The following is a 16396-nucleotide window of genomic DNA, read 5'->3' on the forward strand; positions in this document are numbered from 1 at the left end:
CGGGTGCGTTGCGAACTTGGGGGGAACGATGCCAGTGGCATCGTTACCGCCTTCGCCGGGACGACGGCTTTCAGGGTGGCGACGACGTTCGCTGCGCCACTGACCACGTACTCGTAAACGTCATCCCGGCGCAGGCCGGGATAATGCCACTGGCAATATCCCGTCCAAGTTACCATGCGCTGCCGCTAACGCCCCTTAATCCTCGAACCCCAACACCTTCATCGCCCTGGTAATTCCCTTGGCCGCCTTGTCATACCCCGCCCAGGGATCATTCCCCTTGTCGAGCCGCGTGTGCACGTTGGCCACCGTCCACTGCGTGCTCGACTTGAGCTTCATGAGTTCATCCCATTCGAGCGGCACCGAAATCCCCATGCCCGGCCGGGCCCGCGCCGACCAGGCGCACACGGTGGTGGCGCCGCGGCCGTTGCGCAGGTAGTCGATGAAGATCTTTCCGACCCGGTTCCTGGGGCCGCTCTTGAACGCGAGGCGGTCCGGGAAGGTGGCGGCAAGGTGGCGCACAATGGCCTGCGAAAAGGCTTTCACCGTATCCCAGCCGTACTCTCCCTTGATCGGCACCACCACGTGCAGGCCCTTGCCGCCGCTGGTCTTCAGGTAGGACGGCAATCCCAGCTCGTCGAGAAAGGCGTGCATGATCTGCGTCGCTTCCTGTATCGCAGGCCATTCCACGCCTTCGCCCGGGTCGAGGTCGAACACCATGCGGTCGGGCTTTTCATAGCTCCTGGCCACGGCATTTTGCGTATGCAGCTCGATCGCATTCCACTGCGCCACCGACAGGATGCCTTCGACGCCCACGATCTCGAGCATCGGCGGATTGCTCGGGTCGAGCGCCGCATCCATCTGCTTCACGCCCGGCAGCTTCTTGACGTCGGCATGCTTCTGGAACACCAGTTCGGCGCCGATGCCGCTTGGGGCCCGCACCAGGGTCAGCGGACGGCGCTTGAGGTGTTCCATCATCAGCTCGCCGACCAGCGCGTAGTAGCGGATGACATCGAGCTTGGTGATGCCGGTGGACGGATCGACGATGCGGTCCGGATTGGTCACCCGCAGCGATTCCGGCAGCTTGCCGTGCAGGCCGGGCGGCGGCGGCGCCACCGGCGCATCTGGCGTCACGGGCTTCTCGCTGTCTTCGATGTGGCGCGGTTCCTCGCGCGTGATGCCGCGCGCAGGCTTGTCGGCGCGCAGGCCCTGGAAAACCGGATGGCGCACCGCGCCGGCGCTGGTCCATTCCGAGAAGCTCACTTCCGCCACCAGCACCGGCTTGACCCAGTGGTGCTGGCGCCCCGGCACCGCGCGCGGCGGGAACGGGCTCTCGTCGGTGCGCAAGGCCTCGAGCTGCTTCTTGACGTCCATCAGGGTCGCGTGCTTGAAGCCCGAGCCGACGTTGCCCGCGTAGCGCAGCACGCCCTCGCGGTCGTAGGTGCCCAGCAGCAGCGAGCCGACGCCCTTGCGCGAGCCCTTCGGGTCGGTGAAGCCGCCGATGACGAATTCCTGGCGCAGCCCGCATTTGAGCTTGATCCATTCGGGCGAACGGCGCGAGACATAGCGCGAGTCGCGCCGCTTGCCGATCACGCCCTCCAGGCCGATCTTGCAGGCGGCCACCACCAGCTCGTCCGGATTGCCGCCGAATTCGCCTGAAAAGCGCACCTTGTCCGACTTGGCCTTTTTCAGTACCGCTTCCAGTACGGCGCGGCGCTCCACCAGCGGCACGTCGCGCAGGTCGTAGCCGCCGCAGTAGGGCACGTCGAACAGGAAGTATTCGATGTCGGCCCGGCGCTGGCCGTCGAAGGCCAGTTGCAGCAGCCCGAAATTCGGCTTGCCATGTTCGTCGTGCACGACGATTTCGCCGTCGTACCAGCCATCGGGCAGCCCCATGCGTTCGAGTTCCTCGCGCATCGGGGCCAGCTTGTCGGTCCAGTCGTTGTCGTTGCGCGTGACGAGGCGCACCTCGCCGTTCTCCACCCGCGCCAGCATGCGGTAGCCGTCGAACTTGACCTCGAATACCCATTCGGCCGGGTCGTGCGGCGGTGCGTCCACCAGCGTGGCCAGTTCGGGGGTGAATTTCTCCGGCAGCGCGGCTTCGACGGCGCCTTCCGGCACGCCTTTGATTGCGGACTTCGTGGACCTGGTGGATTTGGCGGCAGGCCTGGCCGCTGCCTTGGCAGCCTTCTTCGCTGCTGGTTTCGCTGCCGCCTTCGCTGCCGATTTTGCCGCAGGCTTGGCCGCGGCGGCGCGCTTGCGGGCCGGCTTCGGCGCTTCCTCCGACTCTGCTTCGGCCTTCAAGGCCGCAACTTTGCCGCGCGCGGGCTTCGGCATCGGCAGCGCCTTGACGCTGTCGGGCAGTTCGTCCACCACCGAGAATTCTTCCGCCGGACGGGCGTACTCGTCCTTCTCCTTGATCAGCAGCCATGCCTCCTGCTTCTCGCCGCGGCCTTTCATGCGGATCAGTGCCCAGCGCCCCTGCATCTTGTGCCCGTGGATGGCGAACTTCAGGTTGCCCTGGCGGTAGCCCTCGTGCGGATCGCCGATCGGTTCCCAGATGCCCTTGTCCCAGATGATGACTTTGCCAGCGCCATACTGCTTCGGAGGAATCGTGCCTTCGAAATCCGAATAGGAAATCGGATGGTCTTCGACATGCACCGCCATGCGCTTGTCGCGCGTATCGTAGCTCGGACCTTTCGGCACCGCCCAGCTTTTCATGGTGCCGTCGAGTTCCAGGCGGAGATCGTAGTGCAGCCGCGTCGCCCAGTGCTTCTGGATGACGAAGGTCAAGGTGTCAAGGCCGGCGACGCCGCCCTCGGCCGGCTCAGACGTGATATCGAAATTACGCTTGGCTTTGTAGAGTTTTAGCGCGTCTGGCATGGGGCCTCCCGGCAACTGTCCAAGGAAAGTGTATGCCCGGGCACCTGAGGCGACTGTACGCCACCTAACCCTGTAAGCCGGCGTCGTGCAAATCCGGCAACTTGTAAGTGGATATAAATACGGTCAACGACCGCTTTTGCGGCCACGTTGACTGCCCACGCAGATGCCCTACCCCCTCAACCACAGTCGAGCCGCATATGCCAGAAGACAGGGTTCGCCCTAATGCCAGTCAATTAGCGGGAACCCCAGGGTGGGCGGCTTGTAACCCGGACCACTGGCCCAGGTTACCCCACGCGGTGATAGTTGCCATATTAGCCGGCGCGCGGGCCGCAGCGCCGTAGTTTGAACGCGTGGGCAAGGTAACTCAGGCCAGTGGCATGAGTTACGGATTGCCCACCCTACGAGTAAGCGGCGGCTCTTAAGTGGTCGGCATGAGGATTCGCCCTGTCTTTGCCGCTTCCAGCTGGCATTGGCGACTACAATGCGTTTTTCACTTCCGCGAGGCCGCCATGCAAAAAATCGTCTTCCTCGATCGCGACAGCCTGCAGGCCCGCGTGCGTGCGCCCGGCTTCGCCCATGAATGGCAAGACCACGGCGGCACCCGGGAAGGCGAGGTCGTGGAACGCCTGCTTGGCGCTACGGTCGCCGTCACCAACAAGGTCCCACTGCGCGCGGCGAGCCTGGAGCGCTTGCCCGACCTGAAGATGGTGGCGATTGCCGCTACCGGCACCGACAACGTCGACCTCGACGCCTGCCGCGCGCGCGGCATCGTGGTCTCGAACATCCGCGACTACTCCCTGGTGTCGGTGCCCGAACACTGCTTCGCGCTGCTGCTCGCACTGCGCCGCAACCTGCGCGCCTACATGGCCGATGTCGAAGCCGGACGCTGGGAACAATCCAGCCGCTTCTGCCTGCTCGACCATCCGATCGGCGACCTGGCCGGCAGCCGGCTGGGCATCGTCGGCTACGGCGCGCTGGGACACAAGGTGGCGCAACTGGGCCGCGCTTTCGGCATGGAGATCGCCGCGACTTCGCGCTCGCCCATCCTCGAGGATGGCGTCGTGCAGCTGCCGCTCGATGAGCTGCTGGCCACCTCCGACGTCGTCAGCCTGCACCTGCCGCTCACCGACCAGACCCGCCACCTGGTCGGCGCCCGCGAGCTGGGGCTGATGAAGAAAACCGCCCTGTTGATCAATACCGCGCGCGGCGGCCTGGTGGACGAAGCCGCGCTGGCCGCTGCCTTGAAAGCGAACGCCATCGGCGGCGCCGGCTTCGACGTATTGAGCAAGGAGCCGCCGCTGCCCGGCAATCCCCTCCTGGCGCTGCGCCTGCCGAACTTCATCCTCACCCCGCACGTGGCCTGGGCCAGCGCCGGCGCGATGCAGATCCTGGCCGACATGCTGGTCGATAACATCGAAGCCTGGGCAAGCGGCGCACCACGCAACGTGGTGGCCTGAGCGCTTCGCTTACTCCTGCCCTGCGGCTTCGGGTTCCGGCTGCGCGGGTTGTGCAGGCTGTGAGTCCGGGGCGCGCAGCGGCAGGTCGAGGATGAAGGCGGCGCCCTGTCCCGGCGCGCTCTCCACCCGCACCGTGCCGCCCAGCAGCGACGTGACGATGTTCCAGCTGATGTTCAGGCCCAGCCCCGTTCCACCCTGCCCCATGCGGGTCGTGAAGAAGGGGTCGAAGATGCGCGCCAGGTGTTCGGGCGGTATGCCGCGCCCGTCGTCGCGGAACTCGATGCGCACGGCGCCGTCGATGCGGGTTGCGCTTAGCACCATGATGCCGCCGGGTGCGTCGAAGGCGTGCAGCAGCGCGTTGTTGACGAAGTTGATGACGACCTGGCCGAGCGGACCGGGGAAGCTGTCCATCATGATCCCGGCCGGCACCCTGAGCTCGAGCCGGTGCCCGGACAGGCGCACCGTGTTCATCAGGGTGGCCGCGATTTCCTGGCAGGCCTGGGCCAGGTCGAAGCGGCGGCGCTGGGCGCTGGCCTGGTCGACCGAGACCTGGCGGAAGCTGTTCACCAGTTCCGCGGCATTGTTCAGGCTGCGCATGATCAGGTTCGACGCCTCGCGCGAGGCCGCCATGTAGTCGGCCAGGTCGGAACGGCGCAAGGTCGCCGCATCGAAGCGGGTGGCGACTTCGGTGGTCTTTTCCTGCAGCGTGCTGGCCATCAGGAGGCTGTTGCCGATCGGGGTATTCAGCTCGTGCGCCACGCCCGCCACCAGCGAACCGAGCGAGGCCAGTTTTTCCTGGGCCGCCAGCTGCGCCTGGGTTTCTTTCAGTTGGTGGTAGGCCTCGGCATTGTCGATCGCCACCCCGACATAGGCCGCGAGGGTTTCCAGCATGTCGAGATGGACCTGGCCATAGGCTTGCGCAACAGGGCTTTGCACCGTCAGCGCCCCGAGCACCCGCTCTCCGACCATGACAGGCACCATCAGCAGCGAACGCGGCGACAGGCCATGGCGCCAGGCATAGGGCAGCGCGGCCTGGATCGCGCGTTCCGGGGGCAGCGAGGGCAGGTAGTCCGCCAGGCCTTGCGGCAGGTCGCCGGCCAGTACTTCGCGCCCGTTGGCGATCGACCAGGCTGCCAGGTGCGAGGTTGCGTCTTCCGGCAGCTCGAAGGCGGGGCGCCGCTCGCCCTCGACCACCGTGTAGACGTATTCCAGCACCCCGCGTTCGGGGTGGCGCAGCACCACCGCGAACAGTGCGGCATCCATCAGCGCGCGCACGTGTTCGTACAGGGTACGCATGATCGCTTCGGTGTCGAGGTTCGCCGTCAGGGTGCGGCCGATGTCCGACAGTAGCGCGATGTTGCGGTGCGCCTGCTCCACCACTTCCTTCTGTTCCTCGACTTCCTGCTTGCGCCGTTCGGCCGATTCCTTCTGGCGCCGCAGTTCCTCGGTGCGGGTGCCGACCTCGCGTTCCAGCAGCAGCTTCTGCGCCACCAGCGCGCGGATGCGCAGCCGGTAGCCGGCCGTGAACAGCGCCGCGGTCGCCAGCACGGCCAGCGTGCGGAACCACCAGGTTTTCCAGAACGGCGGCGTGATGTGGATGGTGAGCGCCGTGGCCTGCGGGCTCCACACCCCGTCCTTGTTGCTGGCGCGGACCCGGAATACATAGGTGCCGGGATCGAGGTTGGTATACGTCGCATAGCGCCGGCGGGAGTCGGTGTCGACCCAGCTCGCATCGAAGCCTTCGAGCTGGTAGGCGTAGCGGTTGCCGTCCGGGTCGGCGTAATGCAGGGCTGCGAATTCGAGCGCGAACACGGAATCGCGGTGCGACAGGGTCAGCTCGCGCTGTTCGTGGAAATTGGGGGTGGCGCGCGAGCGGTTCAGCACCAGCAGGTCGGTCAGTACCACCGGCGGCGGGTAGGGATTGTCGCGCACGGCGTCCGGCTCGAAGGCAGTCATGCCGTTGATGCCGCCGAAGTAGAGCCGCCCGTCGGCGGCGCGCAGGGCGGCGCCGACGAAATACGAGCCGTCCACCAGGCCATCCTTCGAAGTGTAGTTCTTCACCTGCCCGTTGGCCGGGTCGAGCCGGGTGATGCCGGCGGTCGTGCTGGCCCAGATGAAGCCGTGGCTGTCTTCGAGCATGGCGCCGATCGGCAGCGCATCGCGGCTGCTGGCGAATGGATAGAAGCGGAAACCCGCACCGTCCTTGCCCTGCTCCATGCGGTGCAGGCCGCCGGCCGTGCCGACCCACAGCGCACCGCGCGCCGACTCCATCAGGTAGTAGACGCGGTTGTGGCGCAGCGAGTCCGGCTTGGCCGGGTCGCGCCGGTAGTGCGTGAAGCGGCCGCTGGCCGGGTCGAAGCGTTCCAGCCCGGTCTCGGTGCCGATCCAGACGATGCCCTGGCGGTCTTCGAGCACGGCGAAGCCGTAGTTCTCGCCCAGGCTGGACGGGTCGTCGGGGTCGTGCCGCCAGCTGCGAACAGCAAGGCCACCCGCATCCGTCCCGGCCGCGCCGGGCGCCAGCGCCGACAGGCCCCCGCGCGTCACGATCCACAGCGTGCCGCTGCGCGCGGCGTGGATCGCATGCACATAGTTCGCGCCCGGGCTGGTCCCGAGCGACAGCTGCCCGAAGCGCCCGGCCGGGTCGCGCCAAACCAGCCCGGTCGGAGTGCCGATCCAGGTGCGGCCGTGCGACAGGGCCAGCGAGGTGACGACGTCGCCCGGCACGCCGCCATGGCCGATGCGCTCGACCTGCCCGCTGGCCGCATCCATCCGCATCATGCCGTCGCCCGTGGTGCCCATCAACAGGCCGCCACCTGGCGCCTCCAGGATGGCGCGCACCTTGGCCCGGCCCAGGCCGTCGTTGCCGCCATAGCGCAGGAAGCCGCCGCTCGCCAGGTCGGTGCGGCTGACGCCACCGAACAGCGTGCCCGCCCACAGGGTGCCGGTACGGTCCACCAGGACCGAGCTGACCTGGTTGTCGGACAGCGAATGCTGGTCGGCCGGATCGTTGCGGTAGCTGGTGAAACGGCCGCTGGCCGGGTCCAGCCACTTCAGGCCGTCCATGTCGGTGCCGACCCATAGCGTAGCCCCGCTGTCGTGGTACAGCGACAGGATGCGCGGATCGCCCGAGCCGGCGCCGGTGCCCCCGCCCAGTCCTTCGGCGGTGCCCAGGCGCCGGCGTTCCGGCGCGCCCTCGCCAAGGCGCCATGCCTCCAGCCCGGCGCCGGTGCCGATATACAGGGTGTCGCGCGGCCCCATCGACAGGGCCGAGATCGTGTTGCGCTGCGGGTCGCCGGCATCGATCGTGAAATGCTCGAAGCGGGTGCCGCCGGGCGCGAGGCGGTCGAGCCCCGCCGCGGTGCCGACCCACAACTGGCCCTTGGTGTCGAGCGCGAGCGCGCTGACGCGGTTGTCGCGCAGGCTGGCAGGATCCGCGGGGTCATGGCGGTAGCTGCGGAAACGCCCGCTGGCGGTATCGACATGGAACAGGCCGTCGCCGGTAGCGAGCCACAGCCCCCCGCCGGGGGCGGCGAGCATCGCGAGCACGCTGCGGTTGCCCGCGCGGCGCGTGCTGTCCGTGGGCGGCGCATAACGGATGAACTTGCCGGTCGCGTGGTCGAAACGTGTGAGGCCGCCCTTGGTGGCGAACCACATCCGGCCCTGCGGATCTTCGTGCGCCGCCATCACATAGTTGTCGGGAATGCTGTCCGGGTTGTCCGGGTCGTTGCGGTAGACCGTCATGCGGTAGCCGTCGTAGCGGTTCAGGCCGGCCTGGGTGCCGAACCACATGAAGCCGCGCCGGTCCTGCAGGATCGCCAGCACCGACTGCTGCGACAGGCCCTGCTCGATCGACAGGCGCTCGAAACGCAGGCTGCGCGGTGCGGCCGCGGCGCTCGCCGCCCATAGCGACCACGACAGGCAAAGGAATAAGGCAGTCAGGGCAAGGCGCGGTCCCGGCTTGAAGGCAAACATACGTGTCCAATGAGATCAACCCGGCTAATCTACCAGAGCAGCTTTGCCCGCGGAAAAAAATGAGGCTTCCGGAAACAAAATCGGGCTGCTATAATGCGTGCATCGGGCGGCTGTAGCTCAGCTGGATAGAGTACTTGGCTACGAACCAAGGGGTCGTGGGTTCGATTCCTGCCAGCCGCACCAGAAGATATGAAGGACCAGATCGAAAGATCTGGTCCTTTTTTCGTTGTGCCTGCCCTCCTGGCTTCGGCCATGCTCCGCGGACGCAGGAAAGCCGGGCGCCGTGCCAATGCCGATCACTCAAGCGCCGTTGATTGCTTGTAGGCGGGCAGGGCATGACAGGCCAGTGGCCTGTCATGCGCCCGCGCGTTCAAATTACGGTGCTGCAGCCCGTGCGCCGGTTCATATTGCAACTATCACCGCGCGGGGTAATCTGGTCCAGTGGACCAGATTACAAGCCGCCCACCCTACGGCTCTCACTAATTGACTGGCATTAGACGCGACGCAGGTTTTTCCGGGCCGGCGCCGATGAGGCTTTGCCAACAGGCGAACCCCTGCTATAATGCGTGCATCGGGCGGCTGTAGCTCAGCTGGATAGAGTACTTGGCTACGAACCAAGGGGTCGTGGGTTCGATTCCTGCCAGCCGCACCAGAAGACATGAGGGACCAGATTGAAAAATCTGGTCCCTTTTTTCTTTGTGCGTTCCGAGGCAGGTGCGGGCAAGCTGGCCAGGCTGCGGGTATGTGCGGACTGCCCTGCCCCCGCGTCGGGTGTGCGCCGGGTCCGTGAACGAGAGGAGCCTGCGCCGTTCGCGCAGGGGGTTTGCCAATCATTCATGTGCTGCTATAATGCGTGCCTCGGGCGGCTGTAGCTCAGCTGGATAGAGTACTTGGCTACGAACCAAGGGGTCGTGGGTTCGATTCCTGCCAGCCGCACCAATTTTTTTAAAATGGTCCAGAAGCGATTCTGGGCCATTTTTCTTTTCCGCACCTGGTCTGGTGCCGGCGCTTTTCAAAGTCCACTTTCTTTCGTCCTACAAGCGCGCACGCCGCTACGCCGTCGGGCTAACTCAGCAAGAACCTTGATTTCACACGAACTTTTGCCCTTCGTTCAATAAAATTGTGTCAATTCGCGTGTACTCAGCACAGGACACGCTCTTCTCTTTGCGTAGGAAAATGCTGACACATTTTGTGCAACTGAACGAGATTTTGCTACCCAACAACCTCGTATCAAGGGCTTCTCCTATGGGGGAGCCTTGTTTGGTATGGCTTTTCGGAAATTGGTTGATTTTTAGAATGTGGCGTTCGCGTCAGCGCTCAATCATGAATCCGCGTGCATTTCCATGTTGTTTTGATAGCATGAAGTTCCCCGATTCTTGAAACCCAAGCTGCAGGACGCGGCTGATTCTATGCGAGGAAAGAAATGAAAAAATCATTGATTGCTGCAATTGTGTTGGCTTCCGCTTCGTTCGGTTCGTCGGCCGTCATGGCGCAGGACGTGGTCGGAAATTCTCCACAAGCACTGGACCTGATTGATGACAGCGCCTTCTTCGGCGATACATTCGAAGCAGGTAACGAAGGCAACACCTTCGCTGACCGTTTCACCTTCACTGTTGATGGTGACATGGGCATGAATCTGGACGCGATCATCTCGTCGATCAGCCGCACAGCCGACACCGGTCTCGACATCACCGGCCTGGCACTGTATGGCGAAGGAGACACCCTGATCACCACCGGCTCCTCGCTGATGAGCGGTGAAATGGACGTGTGGTCGATCTCCAGCGACAACCTGGCTGCCGGTAACTACTACCTGCAAGTCAGCGGTAGCCTGGTCTCGGATGCCGGCGCCTCATTCGGCGGCGCTGTCATGCTGGCCCCGGTTCCAGAACCAGAGACCTACGGCATGATGCTGGGCGGACTTGGCGTGCTGGGCTTCCTGGCACGTCGGCGCAAAGCCAAACAGGCTTGAAGCAGCCTGGTGTGTGAATCGACGGAAGCGTGCAATGCGCTTCCGTTTTTTTCCCCCGCCGTCAGCGGGAGGCCTGTCTTTGTAGGGTGGGCGGCTTCGCCGCCCGCGCGTTCAACTAACGCGTGCACAGAGACGTTGCCCAAAATAACCGATCCGATGATGTTTAACAAGAGAGCAGGCTACGCGCACGACTCGCACTGAAGAACGCGGCTACCCAACCCTGGGCATAACGCCAATGCGTCAGCTCACATGTAATTTGAACGCGCGGGCGTTTGTGTTTCCGGGCATTGCCCAAAATCACCCCGCCCGCCCTACGAAAAACCAAGCCTGCCGCCCTACCCCTCAAGTCCGCAGCTTCTTGATCACCGCCCGATTACTCAGGATTTCCTCGATCTGCTCGAAGCGCACCGGCTTGACCATGTGGTGGTCGAAGCCGGCCTCGAAGGCGAGCTGGCGGTCTTTTTCCTGGCCCCAGCCGGTGACGGCGATTAATACCGTCATCGCGCCGGATTGCAGCTTGCGGATGCCGCGCGCCAGGTCGTAGCCCGACATGTGCGGCAGGCCGATGTCGAGGAAAGCGTAATCCGGACAGAAGCGCGCCGCCGCGGCCAGCGCGTCCGGGCCGTTGTGGGTGATCACCACGCTGTGCCCCATGGCCGTGAGCAGTGCGCCGATGCTGTTGACGAAGTCGACGTTGTCGTCGGCCAGCAGGATGCGGTAGGTCTCGGTGCTGATGAAGGCGGCCGGCGTGGGCTTGGTCAGCGGCTCGGGCTCGACTACGATCGGCAGGCGCACCACGAACTGGCTGCCATGGCCCAGGCCTTCGCTGCGCGCCTCGATGGTGCCGCCATGCAGTTCGACCAGCTTGCGCGCCAGCGACAGGCCGACGCCCAGGCCCGCATTGCTGCGCTCGAGCGTGGAATCGACCTGCACGAACATCTCGAATACCGAGTCGAGCATGCTTGGGTCCAGGCCGATGCCGCTGTCGGCCACCTCCAGCACCAGGGTCTTGTCTTCGACGGTGGCGCTCAGGCCCACGCGCCCGCCGCGGTTGGTGTACTTGGCGGCGTTGTTCAGCAGGTTGGAGAGGATCTGCGCCAGGCGCGTGGCGTCGCCATGCAGGAAGACCGGGCGGTCCGGCAGGTCGATTTCCAGCTCGTGGCCATGCAGCTCGATGTAGGAGCGCACCACTTCGAGCGCGTCGTTGACGACGGCCTTGAGTTCGACCCGGCCCATCTTGATCGTGAACTTCCCGGTATTGATGCGCGAGACGTCCAGCAGGTCGTCCACCAGGCGCACCATCTGGCGCAGCTGGCGCTCCATGATGTCGGTGGCGCGCTGGGTGGCCTGGGCGTCGCCGCTGCGGATACGCAGGATGTCCAGCCCGGTGCGGATCGGCGCCAAGGGGTTGCGCAGTTCGTGCGCCAGCGTCGCCAGGAATTCGTCCTTGCGGCGGTCGGCCAGGATCAGGGCCTGCTCGGCGCGCTCGCGCACCGTCATTTCGTGTTCGAGCGTGCGGTTGGCCGCCTGCAGCGCGTCCGAGCGGCGCCCGATTTCCGCCAGCATGTCGTTGAAGGCCTCGACCAGCACCCCGATCTCGCCCTTCTCGTTGCCCGGCACCCGCAGGGTAAAGTCGCGCCTCAGCATCACCTGGCGCGCCACGTTGGTGACGGCTTCGAGGGGACGCGTGATCGAGGCCTGCAGGCGCGAAGCCACCAGCGCCGCGATCACCAGCGCACCCAGCATCACGCCGCCGAGGATGGCGCCATAGCTGATCACGCGCTCCAACAGCCCGTAGCGCGAACGCAGGTAGACGGTGCCGAGCGGCTCGCCGTTCTCGACGATCGGGCGGAACACCACCAGTTCGCCGCGCTCGATGCGGAAGCCTGCCGCCTCGGGCCGGGACGGGAAGGCCTGCTGCGTGCCCGGCGCGCCATAGGTGGCGAAACGCTGGCCGCTGTTGGTATAGATCGCGCCTGCCACGATTTGCGGGCGCACCCGCAGCACGCTCAGGTTGCGGGTGGCCGCGGCCGCGTCGTTGAACGAGACGGCCGGCGCGGTGACGTCGGCGATGATGTCGGCCTGGGTGGTCAGGTCGTCGACCCAGACCTTCTGGAAGGTGCGCACGTCGACCACCAGCATGGCGATGGAGGCCGACAGCAGCGCGACGATGGTGGTCGCGATCGCCATCAGGATCAGTTTGCTGCGGACGGAATTGGTATCGTGCATGCCCATCACGATCCCCCCTTCTGCACCCGGTTCGCCACGGTCAGCAGGCGCGAACTGAGTTTTACGTTCTTCTTTTCGGCGGCGTCGAGCGACACGTCGAAGCGCACGCGCTCGTCGACGATGCGGAAGTTGATCACGCTGCCGTAACGCAGCCCGAGATCGCATTCGGTCACCGTCAGCAAGGCGCCCGGCGCCCCGCGCAGCACGCGCCCGGCGCGTTCGCTGTCGGACCCCGACACGAACAGAAGGTGCATCGCCGGCGGCGTCTCGTTCTCGCGAACCTGGCGCACCGCGATCGGGCGTCCGGCGATCACGCGGCCGGCGGCAATGCGCGCCAGCTCGTGCGCCATGTCGTCGGACCCGACCACGCCGATCGTGAGCGGCGCGCCGGCATCGGCAAAGGCGCTGGACGGGAAATCGGCATAGCCGAGGAATTTATACAGGAAGGCCGCCTTGACCCGGCGTTCGAGCGCCTGCGTGCCGGCCGGCTGGGCCAGGGCGCGCGGCGCCGTTACCGTGGCAGCGGCCAGCAGCAGCGGCAAGGCGAGCGCCCGGCAGGCCAGGCGGCGCTGCGGTCGATCGGGAGGTGGATTCGTCTTTGTCATTATGGGCACTTGGGTCCGCACTCAGAAGTGCAGCATAGCGCTGGCGAACAGGTTGCGTTCGGCCAGTTGGCGCAAGTCCGCCGCCCCGAATTCGGGATGGCGGGCATGCAGTAAATTCCGGCCCACGAGGGACAGTTCAAGTTCGGGCCGCGCCTGCCACGCAATCCGTGCATCCAGCTCATGATAGCCCGGCACGGCCGGTTGCGGCAGCCGCGCGACGCGCCGCAGCATCAGGTCCGCGCCCAGGCCCGGCCGCAGCTCGTGCGACGAGCGCAGGGTCCAGTAGCTGCGCGGGTCGTTGGTCGCCAGTCCGGCGCGCGCCGACACGTCGGTGCTGGCCGGCGCCGCGCCGGTGGCGACATCCTGCAGCACCGCGCCTGCCGACAGGCGCCAGCCGCGTGCGGCCTGCCAGCTGCCCCAGAATTCGAGGCCGCGCACTTGTCCATGGCCGAGGTTGCCGAACATCGCCGGCGCACCCGCGCCCTGCAGCTCCAGTGTGCGCAGGTGCGCGTAGTCGCTGTAGAACAGGGTGGCAGAATACGACAGCGCGGTCGTCGGCTGGGCGCGCCAGCCCAGCTCCAGCACGCGCGCGGTTTCCGAGCGCATACCGGGCGAAGGGGCGATCAGGTAGCGCTGCCCGTTCGAGGCCGGGTCGACCAGCAGCAGGTCGCGGTCGATCCGGGACGGGGCCCGCACCGTGCGCGAGGCGGCAGCCCACAGCATGGCGTCCGCGCCATTGTCCGACCCGGCATCCCAGGCCAGGCGCAGGTTGGGCAGCAGCTCCATGCCGGTGTAGTCATTGTGCTCCAGCCGCAGCCCGGCTGTCGCGCGCAGCCGCGGCGTGATGCTGGCCTCGTCCTGCACGAACAGGTTGGTCCAGCCCAGGTGGCGGTGGTCCGGCGCGAATTGCAGCACCGGGCCGTTGGCGAAGCGGTCGCGCCCATGGCGGTAGCCGCCGCCCCAGGTCAGCGCGTGGCGCTCGCCCAGGCGCTTGCTGTACTGCGCCTCGAGATCGAAGATATCCAGTTCACTACGGCCGACGCCGCGCTGCTCGCGCCGGGCCTGCTCGACATACACCTGCAGCCGCAGTTCGGCGTCGCCGGCCAGCCGGGCGTTGAAGCGTGCGGCCAGGTTGGCGCCGGAAAAACTGGTGCGCGGCTCACGCGACGCACGCAATGCGCCGTCCATCATGTCGCCGCTGATGCTCAAGCCCTGGTCGGCGCCTTCCCAGTCGAGGAGGAAGCCCGCCTGGCGCCGGCCGGCGCTGCCGCCATCCATGCCGGGCGCTTCGCCAGGTGCGCCCTCGAGCTCGTCGCGCTTGCCGTAGACGCGCACGTGCGCGCCATTGGCCAGGCGCTTGCCGTAGCGGACCGTGGCGCCGGCCTGGCGGTTGCCGGCATGGACGGTCGCCAGCCCGCCCTGGGTATCGGCTGCGCTACGCGTGATGATGTTGATGACGCCGTTGACGGCATTGGTGCCCCAGATGGTCCCGCCGGGGCCGCTGATCACTTCGATGCGCTCGATATCCATCATCGGCACGTCCTGGGCTTCCCAGAACACGCCGGAAAACAAGGGCGAATACACGCTGCGGCCATCGACCAGCACCAGCAGCTTGTTGGCCAGCTGCGAGGAGAAACCGCGCGCACTGATGGCGTATTCCTGGCTGCCGGTCATCGCCACCTGCAGGTTGGGCGCCAGCCGCAGGGCTTCGGGAATGGTGGTGGCGCCGGCCCGTGCGATGTCGGCGCCGCTGATGACATACAGCGAAGCCGCGGCGCTGCCGAGGCGGCCCGGCTGGCGCGACACCGAGGTGACGACGATTTCGGCCAGCTGCTCGAGCGAATAGTCGGCCAGCGCGAGCTCGGCATCCTTCTCCGGCATTGCCTGTCCAGTTTCCTCGCCGTCCGTCCGGACGGCTGCCTGCCCCGCGCCGATCGGCAGCAGGCACAGTGCCGTAAATACGCAGGCGAACACAGGAAGTCGTAACATAGTTGCCATCGTAGAACATTTTCTCTTCTGCACCAAGGGCGCACGATAGGCCTGTGGTATCTCCGTCGCGCGTATAACGCAGAGCTTGACAAACCAGTCGACCCCAAACCGGCCATCAATAAAATTGATACCAGTCATTAGTAATATAAATTGGACGAATTTGCGGCAATGCAGCATCATGCATTTGTCTCCTCTATTCTCCTCCAAGGAAATAGATTCAGCCCGCTTCGCAGGAAGCGGGCTTTTTTTTTGTCCCAGCATAAGTGGCGTCCGTATGGATGGACGCACGGCTTGAAGCAACAGCAGCACGCCATTTGGTGTAGGATTGCCGCCATGTTTTCGTTCCTACAACACTTCGCCCATGCCTGAATACGATCCGTCGCCGCGTCCCGCCGCCCGCACTGCCCTTTCCTATGACTGGTCGGCGAGCGCACTGGGTGATCCTGCAGGCTGGCCGGCCCCGCTGCGCGCGGCCGCCGACCTGCTGCTCAACTCGCCCCTGCCGGGCCTGCTGGTCTGGGGACGCCAGACCATCCTTGTCTTCAACGAAGCGTATGCGGCGCTGGCCGGCCTCGGCTGCGGCCGCGTGCCGGGCGGCTCGGTGCCTTCGGTGCTGCCGCCGCCACTCTCGAGCGCCGGCAGCGCGCTGCAAGGTGCCTGGGACGGCCAACCGGGCCTGGTCGCCGGCGCCACGCCCTCGTTCCGGCGCGCCGAGGGTCCGCTCGACTACCGTTGCGACCTGTGGCTGACGCCGGTCCTGAATGGCAGCGGCGGCGTCGGCGGCGTCCACGTGCTGCTGGCTCCACCGTCCCAGGCCGCTGCCGCGCCCGAGCAGGATGCCGGCAACGGCAGCCTGCGCATCCTGGTGGTCGAAGACAATATCGATTCGCAATACCTGGTGTGCGAGATGCTCAAGGCCTTCGGCCACGAGGCCGACGGCGTGGCCCACCCGAACGATGCGCTCGACCTACTGGGGCGGCAGCGCTACGACGTGCTGTTCTCGGACGTCAGCCTGCCCGGCATGTCCGGCGTCGACCTGGCGCGCAAGGCGGTCGGCGACGACTCGGGCCTGAAGGTAATCTTCGCTTCCGGCTACGGCGACTCGCTGCTGCGCCATCTCGAATTTCCCTACCTGTCGCTGCAAAAGCCCTATGAGCTCGACCAGCTCCAGGACGCCCTTGCCAAAGTGGCGCGCCTGCCGGCGCACGGCGGCTGAGGTTTGGCGCTGACGCCCTGCCGCCCCGGCCTGGTCCCGGCTGGGCTACAATGGCTGGAATTGGAACAGCCTTCCGCCC

Annotated in this window: 8 protein-coding genes and 3 tRNA genes; 6 read left to right on the forward strand and 5 right to left on the reverse strand. The window is 66.0% G+C overall.

The window, feature by feature from the left end; translation table 11 throughout:
- Positions 1-195: 195 nt before the first annotated feature.
- On the reverse strand, positions 196-2880 hold the full coding sequence (ligD, locus tag HGB41_RS09730) for a DNA ligase D (RefSeq protein ID WP_171083713.1): 2685 nt from the start codon (positions 2878-2880) through the stop codon (positions 196-198).
- Between the two features lie 509 nt (positions 2881-3389).
- On the opposite strand from ligD, the gene HGB41_RS09735 reads away from it, so the two are divergent.
- Positions 3390-4337 carry a D-2-hydroxyacid dehydrogenase gene (locus HGB41_RS09735; RefSeq protein ID WP_171083715.1) on the forward strand — a complete coding sequence of 316 codons (948 nt, stop codon included), beginning with the start codon at positions 3390-3392 and terminating at the stop codon, positions 4335-4337.
- A 9-nt stretch (positions 4338-4346) separates the two neighbouring features.
- On the opposite strand, the gene HGB41_RS09740 is transcribed toward HGB41_RS09735, so the two are convergent.
- Positions 4347-8309, reverse strand: coding sequence for a sensor histidine kinase (locus HGB41_RS09740; protein ID WP_171083717.1), 3963 nt, complete (start codon positions 8307-8309; stop codon positions 4347-4349).
- Between the two features lie 106 nt (positions 8310-8415).
- Here HGB41_RS09740 and HGB41_RS09745 point away from each other — a divergent pair.
- From HGB41_RS09745 to HGB41_RS09760, 4 genes are all read left to right on the forward strand, one after another.
- Positions 8416-8492 (forward strand) — tRNA-Arg (locus HGB41_RS09745).
- 392 nt (positions 8493-8884) lie between these two features.
- Positions 8885-8961: transfer RNA gene (locus tag HGB41_RS09750), tRNA-Arg, on the forward strand.
- A 210-nt stretch (positions 8962-9171) separates the two neighbouring features.
- Positions 9172-9248 (forward strand) — tRNA-Arg (locus HGB41_RS09755).
- Between the two features lie 484 nt (positions 9249-9732).
- On the forward strand, positions 9733-10278 hold the full coding sequence (locus HGB41_RS09760; protein ID WP_171083719.1) for an FxDxF family PEP-CTERM protein: 546 nt from the start codon (positions 9733-9735) through the stop codon (positions 10276-10278).
- Positions 10279-10620: 342 nt separating this feature from the next.
- Here HGB41_RS09760 and HGB41_RS09765 read toward each other — a convergent pair whose 3' ends face one another.
- Genes HGB41_RS09765 through HGB41_RS09775 form a run of 3 tightly spaced genes read right to left on the reverse strand, consistent with a single transcriptional unit; the run spans position 10621 to position 15101 of the window.
- The gene (locus tag HGB41_RS09765; protein WP_171083720.1) at positions 10621-12507 is read right to left on the reverse strand and encodes a sensor histidine kinase, YfiR-like protein-associated; all 1887 of its coding nucleotides are present in this window, start codon (positions 12505-12507) and stop codon (positions 10621-10623) included.
- A gap of 5 nt (positions 12508-12512) precedes the next feature.
- Entirely contained in the window at positions 12513-13112 is a 600-nt protein-coding gene (locus tag HGB41_RS09770) for a TOL_0243 family YfiR-like periplasmic protein (RefSeq protein ID WP_171083721.1), read from the reverse strand.
- Between the two features lie 21 nt (positions 13113-13133).
- Positions 13134-15101, reverse strand: a complete 1968-nt coding sequence (locus tag HGB41_RS09775) for a TOL_0244 family TonB-dependent receptor (protein WP_171083722.1) — start codon at positions 15099-15101, stop codon at positions 13134-13136.
- A 361-nt stretch (positions 15102-15462) separates the two neighbouring features.
- On the opposite strand from HGB41_RS09775, the gene HGB41_RS09780 reads away from it, so the two are divergent.
- On the forward strand, positions 15463-16317 hold the full coding sequence (locus HGB41_RS09780; protein ID WP_171083723.1) for a response regulator: 855 nt from the start codon (positions 15463-15465) through the stop codon (positions 16315-16317).
- Positions 16318-16396 lie beyond the last annotated feature (79 nt).

Origin of the sequence: Telluria aromaticivorans (genome assembly GCF_013003915.1) — a bacterium.
Lineage (GTDB): Bacteria > Pseudomonadota > Gammaproteobacteria > Burkholderiales > Burkholderiaceae_D > Telluria > Telluria aromaticivorans.